General features: G+C 74.8%; 13 protein-coding genes and 1 pseudogene. 3 read left to right on the forward strand and 11 right to left on the reverse strand.

Translation table 11 applies throughout. The features are described 5' to 3' along the window. Positions 1-120: 120 nt before the first annotated feature. Positions 121-528: a coenzyme B12-dependent isobutyryl CoA mutase small subunit gene (gene icmB, locus ABTX81_RS07210; protein WP_350542253.1), complete on the reverse strand. Its 408-nt coding sequence runs from the start codon at positions 526-528 to the stop codon at positions 121-123. 303 nt (positions 529-831) lie between these two features. Between icmB and ABTX81_RS07215 the strand changes: the two genes are divergently transcribed. Then, a complete protein-coding gene (locus ABTX81_RS07215) occupies positions 832-1,686 on the forward strand; it encodes a M23 family metallopeptidase (protein WP_350542254.1) in 855 nt (284 codons plus the stop codon). Between the two features lie 28 nt (positions 1,687-1,714). Here ABTX81_RS07215 and pcrA read toward each other — a convergent pair whose 3' ends face one another. The 3 genes from pcrA to ABTX81_RS07230 form a co-directional block, all read right to left on the reverse strand. Beyond that, positions 1,715-4,351, reverse strand: coding sequence for a DNA helicase PcrA (pcrA, locus tag ABTX81_RS07220; protein WP_350542255.1), 2,637 nt, complete (start codon positions 4,349-4,351; stop codon positions 1,715-1,717). Positions 4,352-4,432: 81 nt separating this feature from the next. Further along, the gene (locus ABTX81_RS07225; RefSeq protein ID WP_350542256.1) at positions 4,433-5,158 is read right to left on the reverse strand and encodes a LuxR C-terminal-related transcriptional regulator; all 726 of its coding nucleotides are present in this window, start codon (positions 5,156-5,158) and stop codon (positions 4,433-4,435) included. Then, complete coding sequence (locus ABTX81_RS07230; RefSeq protein ID WP_350542517.1) at positions 5,151-6,521, reverse strand: ATP-binding protein; 1,371 nt, start codon at positions 6,519-6,521, stop codon at positions 5,151-5,153. The genes ABTX81_RS07225 and ABTX81_RS07230 overlap by 8 nt, the downstream gene beginning before the upstream one ends. 237 nt (positions 6,522-6,758) lie before the next feature. Here ABTX81_RS07230 and ABTX81_RS07235 point away from each other — a divergent pair, with 237 nt between their 5' ends. Continuing rightward, entirely contained in the window at positions 6,759-8,267 is a 1,509-nt protein-coding gene (locus ABTX81_RS07235; RefSeq protein ID WP_350542257.1) for a PspC domain-containing protein, read from the forward strand. Continuing rightward, positions 8,264-8,485, forward strand: a complete 222-nt coding sequence (locus tag ABTX81_RS07240) for a hypothetical protein (RefSeq protein ID WP_350542258.1) — start codon at positions 8,264-8,266, stop codon at positions 8,483-8,485. Before ABTX81_RS07235 ends, ABTX81_RS07240 begins: the two co-directional genes overlap by 4 nt. A gap of 14 nt (positions 8,486-8,499) precedes the next feature. Here ABTX81_RS07240 and ABTX81_RS07245 read toward each other — a convergent pair whose 3' ends face one another. The 7 genes and pseudogenes from ABTX81_RS07245 to ABTX81_RS07275 all read right to left on the reverse strand — a co-directional run bounded on the left by ABTX81_RS07245 (position 8,500) and on the right by ABTX81_RS07275 (position 19,687). Next, complete coding sequence (locus tag ABTX81_RS07245; protein WP_350542518.1) at positions 8,500-8,937, reverse strand: QcrA and Rieske domain-containing protein; 438 nt, start codon at positions 8,935-8,937, stop codon at positions 8,500-8,502. Between the two features lie 42 nt (positions 8,938-8,979). Beyond that, positions 8,980-9,579, reverse strand: a pseudogene (locus ABTX81_RS07250) (DoxX family membrane protein); the annotation flags it as partial. Positions 9,580-9,779: 200 nt separating this feature from the next. After that, positions 9,780-11,375 (reverse strand): glutamine-hydrolyzing GMP synthase, encoded by a 1,596-nt coding sequence (gene guaA / locus ABTX81_RS07255; protein ID WP_350542259.1) that lies wholly within the window; start codon positions 11,373-11,375, stop codon positions 9,780-9,782. 1,123 nt (positions 11,376-12,498) lie between these two features. Continuing rightward, positions 12,499-14,022, reverse strand: coding sequence for a hypothetical protein (locus ABTX81_RS07260; RefSeq protein ID WP_350542260.1), 1,524 nt, complete (start codon positions 14,020-14,022; stop codon positions 12,499-12,501). A gap of 318 nt (positions 14,023-14,340) precedes the next feature. Then, complete coding sequence (locus ABTX81_RS07265; RefSeq protein WP_350542261.1) at positions 14,341-16,131, reverse strand: GMC oxidoreductase; 1,791 nt, start codon at positions 16,129-16,131, stop codon at positions 14,341-14,343. Between the two features lie 68 nt (positions 16,132-16,199). Further along, the gene (locus tag ABTX81_RS07270; protein WP_350542262.1) at positions 16,200-17,843 is read right to left on the reverse strand and encodes a succinic semialdehyde dehydrogenase; all 1,644 of its coding nucleotides are present in this window, start codon (positions 17,841-17,843) and stop codon (positions 16,200-16,202) included. Between the two features lie 86 nt (positions 17,844-17,929). Next, positions 17,930-19,687: a serine/threonine-protein kinase gene (locus ABTX81_RS07275; RefSeq protein WP_350542263.1), complete on the reverse strand. Its 1,758-nt coding sequence runs from the start codon at positions 19,685-19,687 to the stop codon at positions 17,930-17,932. Positions 19,688-19,834: the final 147 nt, after the last annotated feature.

The following is a 19,834-nucleotide window of genomic DNA, read 5'->3' on the forward strand; positions in this document are numbered from 1 at the left end:
GGCCGCTCGGCCGCGCAGTGCTCGGCCAGCCCGGCGACGGCGGCGGCCAGCACCTCGGGGTCGCCCTCGGCGGCCAGCAGGCGACGCGCGTCGTCCGGCACCGGCCCCGTCGTCGGCCTGTCAGCCCGCGGCCCGCAGATTGGCCTCGACCCAGGCGACCACGTCGCTGGTCGGCGTGCCCGGGGTGAAGATGTCGGCGACGCCCATCGCCTTCAGCTCGACGATGTCCTCGTCCGGGATGATCCCGCCGCAGAAGACCTTGATGTCCTCGGCGTCGCGCTCCTTCAGCAGCTCCAGCACCCGCGCGCAGAGCGTCATGTGCGCCCCCGAGAGGATCGACAGGCCGATGCCGTCCGCGTCCTCCTGGATCGCGGTGTCGACCACCTGCTCCGGCGTCTGGTGCAGACCGGTGTAGATGACCTCCATGCCGGCGTCGCGCAGGGCGCGCGCGATCACCTTGGCGCCGCGGTCGTGGCCGTCCAGCCCCGGCTTGGCGACCACCACGCGGATCGGGCCTGACACACCCATCACTGCCTCCCGGACCTCGTCGTCCATCCCCCACCGGACCTCGTGGGCACGGGCGAGGTTAACGATCAATAACCAACCTGAGGGGAGGGTAGCGCCACCCGTCCGGGTTGGCCGCACCACCCCTCAAGACGAGGGGAAAATCACAGACCGCCTACCGCCCTCCCCTGTTCTACCCCGCAACCGCACACCCCCAGCCCCTTGACATACGGACTTTTGTCCGGATGTCGGGCTTCCGGCTACAGTCTCGGTCGTTTGGCCCCCCGCCCGACGACGCGCCCGAGGCCCACTGAGGAGGCAGCCGCGATGGCTCCCGAAGCAGCCGCCCGCCCGACCCGTGCGGAACTGCGCCTCGCCGCGCGCGAGCAGTCCCGGTCCCAGCGCCGCGATGCCGCCAAGGCGGCCACCCGCACGGCGCTGCTGCGGGTCGCGCTGCCCTCGGTGGCCGCGCTCGGCGTCGCCGCCGCGGCGGCCGTCACCGTCCAGGGCGAGGCCGACCAGCAGCGCGCCCAGGCCGCCGGGCTGGTCCCCCAGCAGATCACCGCCGCGGACGCGCCGGACAACGCGCCCGCCGAGGCCGCGCAGGCCGCCCAGCAGGCGCTGGCCGCCGGCGATGCCGCCCAGGCCTCCCGCGGCGACGCCCGCCAGCCGCTCGCCGGCACCCAGGGCACGCCCGACGCCGGGCAGGACGGGCAGAGCGGCCAGGCCGGCCAGCAGGCCGCGCAGGCCGCCACCACCGACCAGCCGCCCGCACCGGCCCGCCCGACGGTCTCGATGCCGGTCGCCCAGCACGGCATCGGCGAGGCCTTCGGCGCGGCCGGCACCCACTGGGCCAAGCGGCACACCGGCATCGACTTCCCGGTGGACGGCGGCACCCAGGTGATGGCCGTCGCCGACGGGACCATCCGCACGCAGTGGAACCCGTCGTACGGCTACATGACCATCCTCAAGACCTCCGACGGCACCGAGGTCTGGTACTGCCACCTGCGCTCGTACAAGATCCGCAAGGGCACGGTGAAGGCCGGCGACGTGATCGCCTTCGTCGGCAGCAGCGGCAACAGCACCGGCCCGCACCTGCACCTGGAGATCCGCCCGGCCGGCGGGGGCGCCCCCGTCGACCCGCTGCCCTGGTTCCTCGCCCAGGGCCTCGACCCGCGCTAGGAAGCGCGCGGGCCGGGGACCCGCCGCTCTACAGCTTCTCCACCGGCGCGTAGCGCAGCAGCAGCTGCTTGCGCCCCTCCGTACCGAAGTCCACCGTGGCCTGCGCCTTGTCGCCGGCCCCGGTGGTGGCCACCACGGTGCCCAGCCCGAAGGTGTCATGGGTGACCCGGTCGCCGACCGCCAGCCCGACCACCTCCCGCTCCGCCGCCGCGCCCGAGCGCCGCGCCGACTGCCCCCAGCCCGCCTTCGGCGAGGCCGCGGCCGACGAACCGCGCGAGGAGGAGCCGCCGCGCGAGGAGGAGCCCGCGCCGCCCGAGGACCTCCCGCCCCAGGACGACCCGGACGAGAAGCCGCGCGAGGCCGGCGCCGACGCCGCCCCCGTGCGCTTCCACTCCACCAGCGGCTCCGGGATCTCCTCCAGGAACCGCGAGGCCGGGTTGTACGACGGCTGCCCCCAGGCGCTGCGCAGCACCGACCTGGTCAGGTAGAGCCGCTGCCGCGCCCGGGTCAGCCCGACGTACGCGAGGCGCCGCTCCTCCTCCAGCTCCTTGACCTGGTTGAGCGCCCGCATGTGCGGGAAGATGCCGTCCTCCATGCCGGTCAGGAAGACCACCGGGAACTCCAGGCCCTTGGCGGTGTGCAGGGTCATCATCGTGATGACGCCCTGCCCCTCCTCGTCCTCGTCCGGGATCTGGTCGGAGTCGGCGACCAGCGCCACCCGCTCCAGGAAGTCGGCCAGCGAGCCGACCGGCGGCGCGCCGTCCTCGCCCGCGTCCGGGCGCTCGCCCGGGTCCTGCTCGTACTCCAGGGCGACCGAGGCCAGCTCCTGGAGGTTCTCCACCCGGGTCTCGTCCTGCGGGTCGGTGGAGGCCTGCAGCTCGGCCAGGTAGCCGGTCTCCTCCAGCACCGCCTCCAGCACCGCCGCCGGGCCCGCGCCGGACGCGACGACCTGGCGCAGCCCGGCCATCAGCGCGTTGAACTTCTTCACCGCGTTCGCCGAGCGCGCGGCCATGCCGTACGCCTCGTCGACCCGCTGCAGCGCCTGCGCGAAGGAGATCCGCTCGCGCGCGGCCAGCGCGTCCACCATCGCCTCGGCCCGCTCGCCGATGCCGCGCTTGGGCACGTTGAGGATCCGGCGCAGCGGCACGGTGTCCTCCGGGTTGGAGAGCACCCGCAGGTAGGCCAGGACGTCCTTGACCTCCTTGCGCTCGTAGAAGCGCACCCCGCCGACCACCTTGTACGGCAGGCCGACCCGGATGAACACCTCCTCGAAGACCCGGGACTGCGCGTTGGTGCGGTAGAAGATCGCGACGTCGCCGGGCCTGGCGGCGTCCGCGTCGGTGAGCCGGTCGATCTCGTCGGCGATGAACTGGGCCTCGCCGTGCTCGTCGTCCGCGACGTAGCCGACGACCTTCTCGCCGTCCTCGCCGGCCGTCCAGAGCTTCTTCTTCCGCCGGTTGGCGTTGCGCTCGATGACGGCGTTGGCCGCGCTCAGGATGGTCTGGGTGGAGCGGTAGTTCTGCTCCAGCAGGATCGTGGTGGCGTTCGGGTAGTCCTCCTCGAACTGGAGGATGTTGCGGATCGTCGCGCCCCGGAAGGCGTAGATCGACTGGTCCGCGTCACCGACCACGCACAGCTCGGCGGGCGGCACCTCGGCCAGCCGGCCGGCCGCCGGGTCGACCCAGTCGCCGTCGACGGTGCGCTTCGGGGCGTCGGCGACCGCGCCGCCGCTCAGCTCGCGGACCAGCGTGTACTGGGCGTGGTTGGTGTCCTGGTACTCGTCGACCAGGATGTGCCGGAACCGCCGCCGGTAGTGCTCCGCGACGTCGGGGAAGGCCTGCAGCAGGTTCACCGTCGTCATGATGATGTCGTCGAAGTCGAGGGCGTTGGCCTCGCGCAGACGCCGCTGGTAGAGGAAGTACGCCTCGGCGAGCTTCTTCTCCATCGGGTTGGCGGCCTGGTCGGCGTAGGTCTCCTCGTCGATCAGCTCGTTCTTGAGGTTGCTGACCTTCGCGGTGAAGGACTTCGGCGGGAACTGCTTCGGGTCCAGGTCGAGGTCGCGGCAGACCAGCGCCATCAGCCGCTGCGAGTCGGCCGCGTCGTAGATCGAGAACGACGAGGTGAAGCCGAGCAGCTTGGACTCGCGGCGCAGGATCCGCACGCAGGCGCTGTGGAAGGTGGAGACCCACATCGCCCGGGCGCGCGGGCCGACCAGCTGCTCGACGCGCTCGCGCATCTCGCCGGCCGCCTTGTTGGTGAAGGTGATCGCCAGGATCTCGCCCGGCTGCACGCCGCGCGCGGCCAGCAGGTACGCGATCCGGTGGGTGAGCACCCGGGTCTTGCCGGAGCCGGCGCCGGCCACGATCAGCAGCGGCGAGCCGGCGTGCAGCACGGCCTCGCGCTGCGGGTCGTTCATGCCCTCCAGCAGCGTGGCCGGGTCGATCACCGGGCGGGCGGCGCCGTTGCGGTACCAGGCGTCCCGCTCCGCCTCGGCGGCGTGGTCGGTCTGGAACAGGCCGTCCGGGATCGCCTCCTCGAAGGCGTCGTACGGGGCGTCGTCCTCGTACGGCGGCGGCTCCTCGTCGATCGGCGGCGCGGGCTGCTTCGACCCGGCGGCGGGGGCCTCGAAACCGGGGAGCGGGAGGTCGTCAAAGAGGCTACTCATGGCACTGACGAGTCTATGGCCACCCGCCGACAAGCCCGCCCGGCCCCTGACAGGACCGGGCGGGCGGGCCGGACGACCTGCTCAGACCAGCCGGCGCGCGGTGGCCCACCGGGTCAGCTCGTGCCGGTTGCTCAGCTGGAGCTTGCGCAGCACCGCCGAGACATGGCTCTCCACCGTCTTCACCGAGATGAACAGCTGCTTGGCGATCTCCTTGTACGCGTAGCCGCGCGCGATCAGCCGCAGCACCTCGCGCTCGCGCTGGGTCAGCCGGTCCAGGTCCTCGTCCACCGGCGGGGTGTCGGTGGCGGCGAAGGCGTCCAGCACGAAGCCGGCCAGCCGGGGCGAGAAGACCGCGTCCCCGTCGCCGATCCGGAAGATCGCGTCGACCAGGTCGGTCCCGGTGATCGTCTTGGTGACGTAGCCGCGGGCGCCGCCGCGGATCACGCCGATCACGTCCTCCGCCGCGTCCGACACCGAGAGCGCCAGGAACTTCACCCCCGCCCGGCGCCCGCCACCGCCCTTGTCCGAGGCGCTCTGCGCCGCCCCTCCCGACTCCCCCATCAGCCCGGCCGAGCGGCGCAGCACTTCGACACCACCGCCGCCGGGCAGGTGGACGTCCAGCAGCACCACGTCGGGCCGCGTCTCGGCGACCACCCGGACCGCGGACTCCACGTCGTCGGCCTCGCCGACCACGTCGATGCCGGTCACCTCGGTGCGCCCGATCTCCGCCCGTACCCCCGTCCGGAACATCCGGTGGTCGTCGACCAGGACGACCCTCGCGCGGCGCTCCGGCGCTGCCTCAGTCATTCGCTCTCTCCATCTCCAGCTCGACCTCGGTCCCGCCGTCCGGCGCGGGCCGCACCCGTGCGGTGCCGCCGTTGCGCTTCATGCGGCCGAGGATCGACTCGCGTACGCCCATCCGGTCCTCGGGCACCGTGTCCGGGTCGAAGCCCGGGCCGTGGTCGCGGACGAACACCATCACGGTCCTCCCCTCGACCTCGGCGTAGACCTGGACCGGTCCCCCGCCACCGTACTTGGCCGCGTTGACGGTCGCCTCCCTCGCGGCCTGCATCTGCGCCGCGATGCGCTCGTCCATCGGGCAGTCGCCGACGATCACCACCTCGACCGGAACGCCGTGCCGGTCCTCGACCTCGGCGACCACCGCGCGCAGGCTCTCCGCCATGGTGTCCGGCGCCTGCTCGGCGACCGCCTCCGGGCGGTAGAGCCACAGCCTCAGCTCGCGCTCCTGCGCCCGGGCGAGCCGCAGCACCTCCTTGGGGTCCTCGGCGCGGCGCTGGATCAGGGTCAGCGTGTGCAGCACCGAGTCGTGGACGTGGGCGGCGATCTCGGCGCGCTCCTGGGCGCGGATGCGGGCGGTGCGCTCGGCGCCGAGGTCCTGCCACATCCGCAGCGCGTACGGGCCCAGCAGCACCAGCACACCGGCCAGCACCGCGAGCGAGGCCTCGACCACCGAACCGATCGTCGAGCCGCTGCCCTGGGTGGCGAGGAAGGCGATGATGCCCGCCACCACCAGCAGCACGCCCGCGCCGACCCGGGTGTAGGCGCCGCGCCGCTTCTCGCCCTCCTCCAGGCCGAACCAGCGCTGCCAGCGCGAGTCGTCGGCCTGCCGCCAGACCAGCGCCACGCCGACGCCGATCGCCAGCAGCGGCCAGGTGTACGGCTTGGCGGTCTGCACGTTGAGCGCGTTGAGCAGGGCGATCACACCGATCACCAGCATCACCAGCGCGGCCAGCTGGCCCAGCCCGCCCTGCCGCTGGCCGACGGCCGCGGCACCGGAGGCGCCGGCCCCCTCGCCCGCCTCGACCGGCTCGCCCCGCAGCGCGTGCTGCAGCACCTCGCGCATCCGGCCGATCCACCCGCCGCGCCGGCCGCCGTCCTTGCTCAGCTCCCCGCCGCCGCCCGCCTGCCCGGAGCCGACCGGGACGAAGGCGCCGTTCACGTACACCCAGTGCGCGCCGGCCCGCCGGGCGGGCTCGCCGATGCCGATCGGCACCACGAACCAGAACGCCGCGTACAGCAGGCCGCCGAGGCCCTGGGCGAAGAACAGCACCACGAAGGCGATCCGCACCCAGCTGACGGGCAGTCCGAGGTGCACGGCCAGCCCGTGCGCGACCCCGCCGAGCATCCGTCCCTGCGGGCTGCGGTACAGCCGGCGGTACGGCGGCCTCCCGTCGGCCGGCGCGGACGGGTCGCCGCCCCCGGGCGACGCGGGCTCGGGGGCGAGGGGACGGGGGTCGGAACCGGGTGCTGCCACGGCACCGATGGTTCCACGCGGGCGGACCCGGACGCATCAGGGTGGAGCCCTGACGCTTATCAGGGACAAGTCAGGGTCCGAGCAGGGGCGGGACCGGTTGGGCCGGGGTCCGGCACCCACCAGGATGGTGGCATGACCGAAGACCACCGCGCAGAGGAGCTCCACGAGGCCGGGACGAGCGCCCCGCCCGCCCCGGACCGGCCCCCGCTGACCCGGGCCGAGCACCACCGCGTGGTGGCCGGCGTCTGCGGCGGCCTCGGCCGGCACCTGGACATCGACCCGGTGGTGTTCCGCGTGGTGACGGTCGTGCTCTGCCTCTCCGGCGGCCTCGGCCTCTTCCTCTACGGGCTGGCCTGGCTGATCGTGCCGACCGAGGCGGGCGCGGACGGCACGGGCGGCGGCCGCTCCGGCCGCACCGAGCTCCAGCGGGTGCTCACCGGCCGGGTGGACGGCCAGTCGGTCGGCGCGGTGCTGCTGACCGTGATCGGCACCGGCGTCTTCTTCTCCGAGATGGGCGACGGCGACCAGCTGTTCCCGCTGCTGCTGCTCGCCGGGCTGGTCTTCCTCGCCGTCCGCTACGACCCGGAGCGCCGGCGCGGCGGCCGGGTCCGCGGCCGCCGCCGGCACCACCACGACCACGACCACGGCCACGGGAACGGCGGACGGCCGGGCGGCCCGTACGACCGGTACTTCCCCGAGGCCGACCCCGCCGCCGGAACCGCCGCGAGCGACTACCGCTGGCCGCGCGAGGAGCCCGCCGCGGACGACGAGGCCCGCGCCCGGCACGCCGCCGCGCGCGAGGCCGGCACCGTCCCCGCCGACACCCCGCACGCCGGCCCGTCCGGCTACCTGTGGGACCCGCGCCACCCCGAGCGCAACCCGTACGGCGGCAGCGCGCCGACCCCGCCGCCCGGCGCCCCGGCCCGGCCGTGGTGGCAGCGGACCGACCTGCCGCAGGGCGACCCGCTGCGCAAGGACGCCGGCCCCGCCGCGCCGGCCGCCCCGCGCCCGCCCGTGGTGGTCCACCGGCGCGAGCGCTCCCCGCTCGGCCTGATCGGCCTGCTGCTGGCGGTGGGCGCGGCGAGCGCCGTCTGGTCGGCCTCGACCGACGGCGGGGCGACGGTGCGGGCCGGCAGCGTGCTGGCCACCGCGCTGCTGGTGATCGGGCTGACCCTGCTGCTCGGCGCGAAGTTCGGCCGGGCCCGCCGGCTGGTGGTGCCGGGCCTGCTGCTCACCATCGCGCTGACCGCGGTCGGCGGCTCCTCGATCACCGCCCGGAACGTCGTCGGCGACCGCACCTGGACCGTCGCGACGGCCGCCGAGCTGCAGCCGAAGTACTCCCTGGGGGTCGGCTCGCTGCGGCTGGACCTCAGCGGGATCGACCCGACCGGCGCGACCCTGGCCACCAGGGCCGAACTGGGCGCCGGCGAGCTGACCGTGACGGTGCCGGCGGGCGTGACGGTCAACGTGCGCAGCGAGATCGGCCTGGTCGAGGTCCGCATCGCGGGCCGCGAGGGCTACGACGAGGGGCCGGGGGAGCGCACCTACCAGTTGCTCCCGGTGAACGGACAGACATCCAAGGGCACGCTCGACCTCACGCTGAAGGCCGGGCTCGGCAACATCAAGGTGGTCCAGCAGTGAGGAAGCACCAGCTCGACCTGTTCTCGCTGATCGCCGGGGGGCTGTTCACCGCGATCGCGGTGCTCTACCTGGTGGCGGCGGTGAACGACGTCTCGGTGAACGGCCGGATCGTCATCCCGGTGACCTTCATCGTCCTGGGCGTCGGCGGCCTGGCCGGGGCGGTGGCGGCGGCGGTGCGCCGCTCCCGGCCGGAGGAGCCCCGGCAGGACGCCCCCTAGCCTCCGGCCCTCCGCTAGCTCTCCAGAGGGCCGAGCCGGAGCTGGTCGCCCTCCTTGGTGACCCGGTACTTCGGCAGCGGCTTGGTGGCCGGGCCGTTCACCACCGCGCCGGTGGCCGCGTCGAACCGGGAGCCGTGGCAGGGGCAGTACAGCTGGCCGTTCTTCGGCGCGTCGACCGCGCAGCCGGAGTGGGTGCAGACCGAGGAGAACGCGCAGTACTGGCCCGCCTTGGGCTGCACCACGTAGACCGCGTCGCCGCTGGCCGGGTCCTTGACCTGGGCGGAGCCGCCGACCGGGACGCTCGCGGCGTCCACCGTGACCGGCGCGCCGGCCGCCGGGGCCGCGGACTGCTTCGCCTTCGCGGTGGGCTTGTCCCGCCCGAAGGTGGCGGTCAGCGAGCCGGAGAGCAGCCCGGCGCCGCCCATCGCGACGGCCGCGATGCCGCCGTCCATCAGGGCCCGGCGCCGGACGTGGTCCTCGCGCAGGCCGCGGGCGCGGTCCCGGGCGGCCCGCCGGGCGAGGTAGCCGTCCACCGAGAGGTACGGGGTGCCGGCCAGCACCAGCGGCGTCCAGGCCATCAGGTAGGCGAGGTCGTTGCCGAGGTAGTACGGCGTGACGGTCCAGCTGACGGTGAGCCAGAGGGTGAGATTGATCAGCGCCCCGCCGGCGGCGGCGAGCCGGCCCCAGAGGCCGAGCAGGGTGCCCAGGCCCACGGCCAGTTCGCCGAAGGCGACCAGCAGGGCGAACGGGGTCGGGTGGTTCAGGGCCGGGCCGAGCAGGAAGTCGATCGGGCTGGAGCCCTTGACGGCCCGGGTCTGCGAGACGAACGAGGCCGGGTCCCCGGCCCCGGCCAGGTAGTGGCTGTCGGAGAGCTTGTCGAGCGCCGCGTAGACGAAGGTGACGCCGAGGAAGAGCCGCAGCGGCAGCAGCGCCAGCCGCGAGCCGGCCGCCTTCCACCCGGTGATCCGCCCGGTCCTTCCCGTCGGGCCCGCGCCGTCCGGGGTGCCCGGGCCCGGTCCGGCCGCGCCGTCGCCGACGGTCCCGGCCGCGGCCGCGCCCGGCCCGGCCGCCACGGAGCTGCTGGCCTCCGTCATTCCCCACACCTTCCCTCACCGGCCCGCCAGCCGCCTGACAGGTCCGGACGCATTCTGCCCGCTCGTGAGCCCTTTCGGTGGGAGGGCCCACCACGGCCGGCGAACCCGGCCGGCAAACACACCCGCGCCGCCGCCCCCTGGTACGGGGACGGCGGCGCGGGTGTTCAGAACCGGTCAGGACCGGCCGGGACGGGGAGTGCTCACTCCCACTCGATGGTGCCCGGCGGCTTGCTGGTGCAGTCCAGCACCACGCGGTTGACGTCGCGGACCTCGTTGGTGATCCGGGTGGAGATGCGGGCCAGCACGTCGTACGGCAGGCGCGACCAGTCGGCGGTCATGGCGTCCTCGGAGGACACCGGGCGCAGCACGATCGGGTGGCCGTAGGTGCGGCCGTCGCCCTGGACGCCGACGCTGCGGACGTCCGCGAGCAGGACCACCGGGCACTGCCAGATCTCGCGGTCCAGGCCGGCCGCGGTCAGCTCCTCGCGGGCGATCGCGTCGGCCTCGCGCAGCAGGTCCAGGCGCTCCTCGGTGACCTCGCCGACGATCCGGATACCCAGGCCCGGGCCCGGGAACGGCTGGCGCTGGACGATCTCCTCCGGCAGGCCGAGCTCCTGGCCGACCATCCGGACCTCGTCCTTGAACAGCTTGCGCAGCGGCTCGACCAGCTCGAACTGGAGGTCCTCGGGCAGGCCGCCGACGTTGTGGTGGGACTTGATGTTGGCGGTGCCGGTGCCGCCGCCGGACTCCACCACGTCCGGGTACAGGGTGCCCTGGACCAGGAAGTCGACCGACTCGCCGTGCTCGCCGGCCTCGGCGATGATCTCGGCCTGCGCCTGCTCGAAGACCCGGATGAACTCCCGGCCGATGATCTTGCGCTTCTCCTCCGGGTCGCTGACGCCCTTGAGCGCGTCGAGGAAGCGCTCCTGCGCGTCGACGACCTTCAGCTGCACGCCGGTGGCGGCCACGAAGTCCTTCTCGACCTGCTCGGTCTCGCCCTTGCGCATCAGGCCGTGGTCGACGTAGACGCAGGTCAGCCGGTCGCCGATGGCCTTGTTGACCAGGGCGGCGGCGACCGCCGAGTCCACGCCGCCGGACAGGCCGCAGATCGCGCGCTTGTCGCCGACCTGGGCGCGGATCGCCGCGACCTGCTCCTCGACCACGTTGCCGGTGGTCCAGGTGGGGGCGAGGCCGGCGCCGCGGTAGAGGAAGTGCTCCAGGACCTGCTGGCCGTGGTCGGAGTGCAGCACCTCGGGGTGGTACTGGACGCCGTAGAGGCGCGCCTCGTCGTTCTCGAAGGCCGCGACCGGGACCACGTCGGTGGAGGCGGTGACGGTGAAGCCCTCGGGGGCCGCGGAGCAGGCGTCGCCGTGCGACATCCACACCGAGTGCGCGGCCGGGACGCCCTCGAACAGGGTCGAGCCGGTGCGCGAGACGGTCAGCGGGGTGCGGCCGTACTCCCGGGCGCCGGTGTTGTCGACGGTGCCGCCGAGCACGGTGGCCATCAGCTGGAAGCCGTAGCACATGCCGAAGACCGGCACGCCGGCCTCGAAGATCGCGCGGTCGAGCTGCGGCGCGCCCTCCTCGTAGACCGACGAGGGACCACCGGAGAGGATGATCGCCTTCGGGTTCTTGGCGAGCATCTCGGCGACCGGCATGCTGCTCGGCACGATCTCGCTGTAGACCCGGGCCTCACGCACCCGACGGGCGATGAGCTGGGCGTACTGGGCACCGAAGTCGACGACCAGGACGGTGTCGGTCTCAGGTACGGACTGGACGGGAGTAGCAGAGGACACAGACGGCCTTCCGGCAGCGGTACGAAAGGTGTCGCGCGGCGCGCCCTACGGAGGGTGTGCGGCGGGCGACGGGCGGGGGTCTGCCATCGAGTCTACCGGGCTGGCCGGTTTCACTCGTCTGCCCGCCCCGGCGGCCGTGACCGCCGTGGCGCCCGGTTCGTTGCTCCGGGCGGACCGTACGACCCGCGCCGCGCCCACCAGACGCGTCGCCCCGGCCCCGGCCAGGGCCCTCCGTACGGCATTGCAGGACCACGCGTGGAGCTCACCCCAGTCCACCGGCGCGCGTGGCGTCGTCGCGGAGAACCGGCCCGGCCGGGGAGCGGCGCGCCGTGGGACCGTGCGCGGGTGCTGCGGCCGGCCAGCAGGGGACAGCGACCCCGGCCGCGACTGGACCAAGGAGGTGGGGCGGCCGGCCGCCGGGGACGCCCGGAGCCGGCCGCCACACCCGCCGCGATGCCGGCGCATCCCGTCCGCCGTCCCCGCGCCGCGCGCACGTCCCCGTGCGCTACGGCCAGCGCCATTACGCACCGTGATCATCGCCGACACCCCTCCGCCGACCCTCCCGGCCCCCGGCCCGGCGGGCCCCACCGCGGTCCAGCCACCGGCCCGGCCGGAAACAGCCTGTACCGAATCATGCCGAATCGGTTGCAGAGCAAGCCCTTCGTCCAGGACGATGCTGCGTGGAAGCGGTTCCCCGGTGGCCGAACGGCCACCCGAGGGTCCCGTCCCGGTGCCCACCGAGACCCACGGTGGCAACGATTATCAGCTCACGCTCCGTGAGCGCTGGTCCGATGCAGGCCTGCGTGCCGGACCACCGCCGCGGCACTGTGCGCCCGCGCGCGCCGGCCCATCCCCGCCGGAGCGTCGGCGGTGCCCCACCCATCGAGCCAACCGTCCGGACGGCGCTCCTCCCCCGGCGCCGTCACCCAGCACCCGGCGCGGCCCTGACGCCGAGTGCTGAGCGACAAAGGGCCCCGTTCCCCCGCGGGGCCCTTTGCCCTGTCCGGGGCCGCCCGCCCGTACCGGCGGCGGGCCCGGACCGGCGGCGGGCCCGTACCGGCGGCGGGCCCGGACCGGCGGCGGGCCCGGACCGGCGGCGGGCCCGGACCGGCGGCGGGCCCGGTCAGGGCCGGCGGCTCCAGACGCTGGGATCCACCGGATCGTCGTCCTCGGGCCGGCCGCCGGCGGGCTTCGGCCCGTCCCCCGAGCCGATCACCTCCGAGAGGACCGGCGCGCCGGGGAACTCCCCCTCGGGCTGCGCCGGCACCTCGGCCGGCGGCGTCGCCGGCCGGCGGTCGCGGGCCGCCAGCAGCGGCGGCAGCGCCAGCGCGCCGACCGCCGCCCAGACCAGGTTGGCCGCCAGCAGCGTCCACGGCACCAGCGACAGCGTGCTCTCGAACCCGGTGTCCTGGCTCCGGCCGAGGTAGTGGACGGTGCTCCTTGAGGAGCTCAGCATCCCGGACACCACCATCAGCAGGCTGAGCCCCACCGCGTACACCGCCGCCAGCCGGAGCCGGTCCGCGGCGTCCAGGCGCCGCCGGTACGCCGTCCAGCCGAGCACCGCGGCGGCGGCCAGCGCGAGCAGCCCGGTCCAGCGCCAGTCGCCGTTCGCGCCGTGCAGGTCGAAGAAGGAGTACTCGTCGATCTCACGCGGATCCCGGGACCAGTCCGTTTCGCCGCCGCCCGCCATCCGGCTGTCGGCCCGGAAGGTCGCCCCGGAACCCAGCCCGAGCAGCATCAGGCCCACATTGGGCAGGAAGGCCGTCGCGGTACCGGTCAGATCACCGGCGGCACCCTGCTCGTCGCCCAGGACCGCGACCACCACCAGACCGGCGGCCGACGCCAGGCCCACCGAGACCGCCAGCGCGCGGCCGGCCGCCAGCCCGGCGACCGCCCAGCCGCGCACCGTCCGGTTGCGCCAGGCCGCCCAGCGCAGCGCGTCCGTGCCGTACACGGCGAACGCGAGCAGCCCGGCGAGCAGCGCCGTCCAGCCGGCCGCCTCGACCCAGCCGGCCGAGGACTCGTAGCCGGTCCGGTCGAGCGCCCCGGAGGCGACGTCCACATCGAAGCGGCCGCCCGGGTGCCAGGTGGCGCCGCCGAGCAGGCCGAGCAGCACGGTCACCGCGGCCGCGACCACGGCGGTGCGGCCCGCCTCGGCGGCCGCCTGCCGGCGGGTCTGCTGCTCGCCGGTGCGCTCCTGCACGCGGCGCGCCCCGATCCGCAGGCCCAGCCAGAGCGCGAGCAGCCAGAGCACGGTGACGGTCAGCGGCACCGCGCGGACCAGCACCTCGCTGCCGTGCGCGAGGCCGGCCCGGGCGTCGGCGTCGGAGTCCAGCCGGAACGGCGCGCCGAGGGCGCCGAGGACGACCGCCAGCGCGGTGCCGAAGCGCTTGCCGTAGGAGGGCGGGTCGAGGACGACGGTGTAGGGGAAGAAGCCCTCCGGGATCGCGACGACGAGCGCGGCCAGCAGCAGCACGGCGGTGGGCGCGACGACCGCGCGCAGCGCCGGGCGCCAGTCGGCGCCGGTCAGCCGGGCGAGCGCGGCGGGCCGGCCGGCGGCCGGGTCGTACGGCCGGCCGGCGCCCCAGGGGCCGCCGGCTCCCGCTCCCGGCGGATCCGGGGGCAGCACCGGCGGCGGCAGGTGCATGGGCGGCGCCGGTGGCGCGGACGGCGGTGGCGGTGGCGGTGGCAGCGCCGGTGGCGGCACCAGCGGCCTCCCGCAGGACGCGCAGCCGAGCGCCCCCTCCGCCGAAGCCGCGCCGCAGGATGCGCAGATGGCCATGGACCGCGTCCCCCCGTCCGAACGAACGATCTCCTGGTCCCCCAGGGCGCCCCTTTTCTCCCATCGGGTACGGACGGCTGTCAACCGGTCACGCGCCACCGGGACACGCCCGGGACATTCCCGGAGGTCGGCGACCGTCCGCCGGCGGGCCGGATCAGGACCCCGTCCGCTGGCGGGCCCGGGTCAGGACCGCTTCTTCGGCACCTCCGGGACCGCCAGCAGCGGCAGCCGCAGCGCGCCGAACGCGTCGTCCGGCACCGCCGGGACGGCCGGCGCGACCGGGGCGACCCGGCGGTACTCCTCGCCGGGCGCCGGACGGGGGTCCGGCTCGCCCTTGTTCGGCCACAGCGACATGGCCCGCTCGGCCTGCGCCGTGATGGTCAGCGACGGGTTGACGCCGAGGTTGGCGGAGACCGCGGCGCCGTCCACCACGCTGATCCCCGGGTGGCCGTAGAGCCGGTGGTACGGGTCGACGACGCCGGTCAGCGGGGAGTCGCCGATCGGGCAGCCGCCCAGGAAGTGCGCCGTCATCGGGATGTCGAAGATCTCGCCGACGGTGCTGCCGGGGAAGCCGTTGATCTCCTCGGCGAGCGCCCGGGCGCCGCGCTCGGCGGCCGGGATCCAGGTCGGGTTGGGCGTGCCGTGGCCCTGGCGGGAGGTCAGCGTGCCCTTGCCGAGGCCCTTCTCCTTCAGCGAGACGGTGATCGAGTTGTCCAGGGACTGCATCACCAGGCCGATGATCGTCTTCTCGGACCACCGGTGCTGGTTCATCGACCGGGCGAAGGTCACCGGGTGCTTGACCGAGTTGCCGAGGTAGCGCAGCCAGCGCGGGACCCGGCCGCCGCCCGCGACCTGGGCGATCGACAGCGCGCCCATCGCGTTGGAGCCCTTGCCGTAGCGGACCGGCTCGATGTGGGTGTTCCCGTCCGGATGGATCGAGGAGGTGATCGCCACACCCTTGGTGAAGTCCGCGCGGGCGCCGTACCGCCGGTCGGTGGTCTGCGCGCCCACCAGCGCCTCGGAGTTGGTCCGGGTCAGCTCGCCGAGCCGGGCGGAGATCCGGGGCAGGTGGCCGGCCGCCCGCATCCGGTGCAGCAGGCTCTGGGTGCCGTAGGTGCCGGCCGCCACCACCACCCTGGCGGCGGTGATGGTCCGCGCGCCGGCCTTGACCGGGTCGGTGGTGGAACGGCTGTCGGTGCGCCGGACGTCCACCGCGAAGCCCTCGCCCCGCTCGCGGATCCGGGCCACCGTGGTGAGCGGGTGGATCTCGGCACCGCCGCGCTCGGCCAGGTACAGGTAGTTCTCGGTCAGCATGTTCTTGGCGCCGTGCCGGCAGCCGGTCATGCACTCGCCGCACTCCACGCAGGCCCGGCGGGCCGGACCGGCGCCGCCGAAGTACGGGTCCGCCACCTCGCCGCCGGGCGCCGTCCTCGCGCTGCCGTCACCGTCCTCGCCGTCGCCGAAGAAGACCCCGACCGGCGCCATGTGGAAGGTGTCTCCGACGCCCATCCGCTCGGCGGCGGCCCGCAGGTGGACGTCGGACGGGGTGACGGTCGGGTTGAGCCGTACCCCGAGCATCCGCCGCGCCTGGTCGTAGAACGGCGCCAGCTCCTCCTGCCAGTCGGTGATGTGGCGCCACTGGCGGTCCTCGAAGAAGGCCTTCGGCGGCACGTACAGGGTGTTGGCGTAGTTCAGCGAGCCGCCGCCGACCCCGGCGCCGGCCAGGATCATCACATTGGCCAGCAGGTGGATGCGCTGGATGCCGTAGAGGCCGAGCTTCGGCGCCCACAGGTAGGCGGCCACGTCCCAGGAGTTCCTGGGCAGTTCGTCGCGGTCGAAGCGGCGCCCGGCCTCCAGGACGGCGACCCGGTACCCCTTCTCGGTCAGCCGCAGTGCCGAGACCGAACCACCGAAGCCGGAGCCGACCACGACCACGTCGTAGTCGAACTCCCGCTCCTCAGCCGAACCCACCATCTGCCACTGCTCCTTCGGAAGTCGTCCACGAGTCCATGAAACGGGGTACCGGCCCGCGGCCGGCGAGGTCACCTGACGCGCAGGGCCTTCAGCACCCGCAGTCCGGCGCTCATCACCGCGGCGTACTGCCGGTCGTCCTGGCCGAACACCGGCGCGATCGGCAGCAGCCGCTGGCTGGCGATCGTCTGCGCCTCGGTGAACCGCAGGATGCCCTCGGCGCCGTGCCGCCGGCCGAGCCCGGAGTCGCCCATGCCGCCCATCGGCGAGCCGGCCGAGCCGTACGCCGCGCCGTAGGCCTCGTTGACGTTGACCGTGCCGGTGCGCAGCCGGGCCGCGACCGTCCGGCCGCGCCGCACGTCCCGGGTCCAGACACTGGAGTTGAGGCCGTACGGGGTGGAGTTGGCGGCGGCCACCGCCTCCTCCTCGGTGTCGAAGCGGTAGACCGAGACCACCGGGCCGAAGGTCTCCTCGCCGCACACCGCCATGTCCGGGGTGACGCCGTCCAGGATGGTCGGCTCGAAGAAGAACGGGCCGAGGTCCGGCCGGGCCTTCCCGCCGGCCACCACGGTGGCGCCGGCCTTGACCGCCTCCTCGACGTGCCGGGTGGTGGTCTCCAGCTGCCGGGCGGAGACCAGCGAGCCCATGTCGGCCCCGTAGGCGAGGCCGCCGCCGAGCCGCAGCGCGCGGGTGCGGGCGGCGAACTTGGCGAGGAACTCGTCGGCCACCGAGCGGTGCACCAGCAGTCGTTCGATCGAGATGCAGAGCTGGCCGGCTGAGGAGAAGCAGGCCCGGACGGCGCCCTCGGCGGCCCGGTCGAGGTCGGCGTCGGCGAGCACCAGCATGGCGTTCTTGCCGCCGAGTTCGAGCGAGACGCCGACCAGCCGCTCGGCGGCGCGCCGGGCGACGTCGCGGCCGGTGCGGGTGGAGCCGGTGAACGAGACGTAGTCGCCGTGCTCGACCACCGCCGGGCCGATCACCGGGCCGTCGCCGATCACGATCTGCCACAGGTCGGCCGGCAGCCCGGCCTCGACCAGCAGCTCACGGGCCCAGAGCGCGGTCAGCGCGGTCTGCGTGTCCGGCTTGTTGACCACGGCGTTGCCCGCCACGAAGGCCGGCAGGGCGTCGCCGACGGACAGCTCCAGCGGGTAGTTCCACGGCGAGATGTGGCCGACCACGCCCTTGGGACGGCGGGCCTCGACGGCCTGGGTGAGCAGCGGCAGCGCGCCGAGGTGCCGCTTGTCGCGCAGGTAGGCCTGGGCGGAGCGGCCGTAGTGGCGGGCGGCGATGGCGACGGCGAGGATCTCCTCGAAGGCGTGCAGCCGGGCCTTGCCGGTCTCCGCCTGGATGAGGTCGAGCACCTCGTCCTGCCGCTTGAGCAGCAGGTCGTGGAAGCGCAGCAGCACGGCGGCGCGGCGGCGGACCGGCAGCGCGGCCCAGGCCGGCTGGGCACGCCGGGCCAGCTCGAAGGCGACCTCGACGTCCGCCGGGGTGGACCGCGGCAGGCCGGCCAGCCGTTCGCCGGTCAGCGGGGCGACGGTCTCCACCACGCTGGGCTCACCGGTGGCGGTGACCCCGGCGGCGAGCCGGGCGACCAGTGACGGGGGCACGGCCGAGGCGACGGTGCGCCCGCCGCCGGGGGCGGCGGGGTTGCGGCCCGGCGAGCCGGTGCCGGCGGGGTCATGGGCCGTGGCAGCTGCTGTGAGGTCCGTCATAGGGCGCAGCCTAGGCGCTCGGCGCCCGCTTCGGTACCCGTCGGTAACAACAAACCGGGCGGTCGGCGGCCCGGCGGGTCAGCCGGTCAGCGGGTCGGGGTGAAGTAGTGCAGGACCGCGTTGAAGCGCTGCTCGGCCTCGTTCCACTCGTTGCCCCGCTCCGGGCTGGACGAGTAGATCGCGTAGCTGGTGCCGTCCTGGTCGATGAACTCGGCCTCGATCGCCCGGCGGCGGCCGCCCTCCTTGGCCAGGTAGCTGAACTCCCAGACCGCCGCCTCGTGGCCGTTCACCGCGACGCTGGTCAGCTTGTGCTGCTTGTACTCCTTGCGCGCGACGGAGACGCCGGCCTCCATCTGCCGCATGTGCTCCAGCGGCCTGACCGACTGGCCCACGGTGACCGCGAACTGCAGGTAGTGCACCTTGTTGTCGGGGCTGTAGTAGATCTGGTTGTCGGACGTACTGCTGCGCTCCCAGACCGGGGTGGTCGCCGGCAGCGGGAAGCGGAAGCCCGCCGGGTCGTCCACCCAGCGGTAGCCGGCGGGCGGCGCGGGCATGCCGTCGCCGGGTCCGCTCGGTTCGGCCGCGGTCGGGACCGGCTTGACCGGGTCCGTCCCGCCGTCGCGGTCGGCCAGGTAGAGCGCCCCGGTGGCGCCCCCGGCGACCAGCACCGCCAGCGCGACCGCCAGGACCAGCAGCACCCGCCGGCGCTTGGCCGGCCCACGCACCGGCGCGTCGGCGTACCCCACCGGCGCGACCGGCCCGGTGGGCGCCCCCTCGGCGGCCTCCCGCGCCGGGCCGGCCCCCACGGACGGCACCGTCGACGCCTCCTCGGTCACCGCCGCGGCCGCCGCCGGACGCGGCACCGTGACCGCCTCGGCCGAGCCCTCCGGCCCGTCCGGTCCGTCCGAGCCCTCCGGCCCGCCTTGCTCGCCCGACCGGTCCACCACCGGCACCGACTGGGTCGGCATCCGCACCGGCGTGACCGGCTTGAACCCGATGGTGTGCCCGGCCTGCACCTCGGCCAGCATCCGGGCAGCCTCGTCCGCGCTCGGCCGGTCCGCCGGGTCCTTGGCCATCAACGCGGCCAGCACCGGCCCCAGCGGGCCCGCCCGGCGCGGCTCCGGCAGCGGGTCGCCGACCACCGCGGCCAGCGTGGTCAGCGGCGAGGTGCGGCGGAACGGCGAGTCGCCCTCCACCGCCGCGTACAGCGTCGCGCCGAGCCCCCACAGGTCGGAGGCCGGGCCCGGCCGCTCGCCCTGCGCCCGCTCCGGCGCCAGGTAGTCCGGCGACCCCACCAGGTCGCCCGGCCGGGTCAGTTCGGCCGAGCCCTCGTACGTCGCGATCCCGAAGTCCAGCAGCACCGCCCGCCCGGTCCCGTGCTCCAGCAGCACGTTGGCCGGCTTCACGTCCCGGTGCAGCACGCCCAGTTGGTGGCCCCGGTGCAGCGCGGCCAGCACCTGGCCGCCCACCCCGGCGGCGGCGCGCGGCGGCAGCGTGCCGTCCTGGCTGATCACATCGGCCAGCGAACGGCCGTCGACCAGCTCCATGACGATCCACGGCCGGCCGTCCTGCTCCAGCACGTCGTGCACGGTGATCACGCCGGGGTGCTTGATCCGGGCCGCCGCGGAGGCCTCCCGCTTCATCCGGGCGTGCAGGATCTCCAGCTCCTCCTCGGGGAGGTGGCTGACGGTCAGCTCCTTGACCGCGACCTCGCGGTCCAGCATCCGGTCCCGGGCCCGCCAGACCGTGCCCATCCCACCGCGGCCCAGCCGCTCACCCAGCTCGTAGCGCCCGGCCAGCAGCCGCTCCGCCTCGGCCGACTCCGGCCGGTCCTGCGCGCCCATCCGCGACCGCTCCCCCTCATCCACCTGCCGTCACCGCGACGGAGGGCCCGGCGCAGACCACTCGGTGCAACCACTGAATCGAACAATCCCACGGACACATTAGGCGCCCCGGGCGCCCCCCGGTAATCTCCCCCACCCGCCACGGTG

The organism is Kitasatospora sp. NPDC097605 (assembly GCF_040302725.1).
Taxonomy (GTDB): Bacteria; Actinomycetota; Actinomycetes; order Streptomycetales; family Streptomycetaceae; genus Kitasatospora.

Bases quoted from the DNA above. Each gene is read 5' to 3' on its own strand.
- icmB (WP_350542253.1), bottom strand. From the start codon at position 528: ATGGGTGTGTCAGGCCCGATCCGCGTGGTGGTCGCCAAGCCGGGGCTG.
- ABTX81_RS07215 (WP_350542254.1), top strand. From the start codon at position 832: ATGGCTCCCGAAGCAGCCGCCCGCCCGACCCGTGCGGAACTGCGCCTC.
- pcrA (WP_350542255.1), bottom strand. From the start codon at position 4,351: ATGAGTAGCCTCTTTGACGACCTCCCGCTCCCCGGTTTCGAGGCCCCC.
- ABTX81_RS07225 (WP_350542256.1), bottom strand. From the start codon at position 5,158: ATGACTGAGGCAGCGCCGGAGCGCCGCGCGAGGGTCGTCCTGGTCGAC.
- ABTX81_RS07235 (WP_350542257.1), top strand. From the start codon at position 6,759: ATGACCGAAGACCACCGCGCAGAGGAGCTCCACGAGGCCGGGACGAGC.
- ABTX81_RS07245 (WP_350542518.1), bottom strand. From the start codon at position 8,937: ATGGACGGCGGCATCGCGGCCGTCGCGATGGGCGGCGCCGGGCTGCTC.
- ABTX81_RS07260 (WP_350542260.1), bottom strand. From the start codon at position 14,022: ATGCACCTGCCGCCGCCGGTGCTGCCCCCGGATCCGCCGGGAGCGGGA.
- ABTX81_RS07265 (WP_350542261.1), bottom strand. From the start codon at position 16,131: ATGGTGGGTTCGGCTGAGGAGCGGGAGTTCGACTACGACGTGGTCGTG.
- ABTX81_RS07270 (WP_350542262.1), bottom strand. From the start codon at position 17,843: ATGACGGACCTCACAGCAGCTGCCACGGCCCATGACCCCGCCGGCACC.
- ABTX81_RS07275 (WP_350542263.1), bottom strand. From the start codon at position 19,687: ATGGGCGCGCAGGACCGGCCGGAGTCGGCCGAGGCGGAGCGGCTGCTG.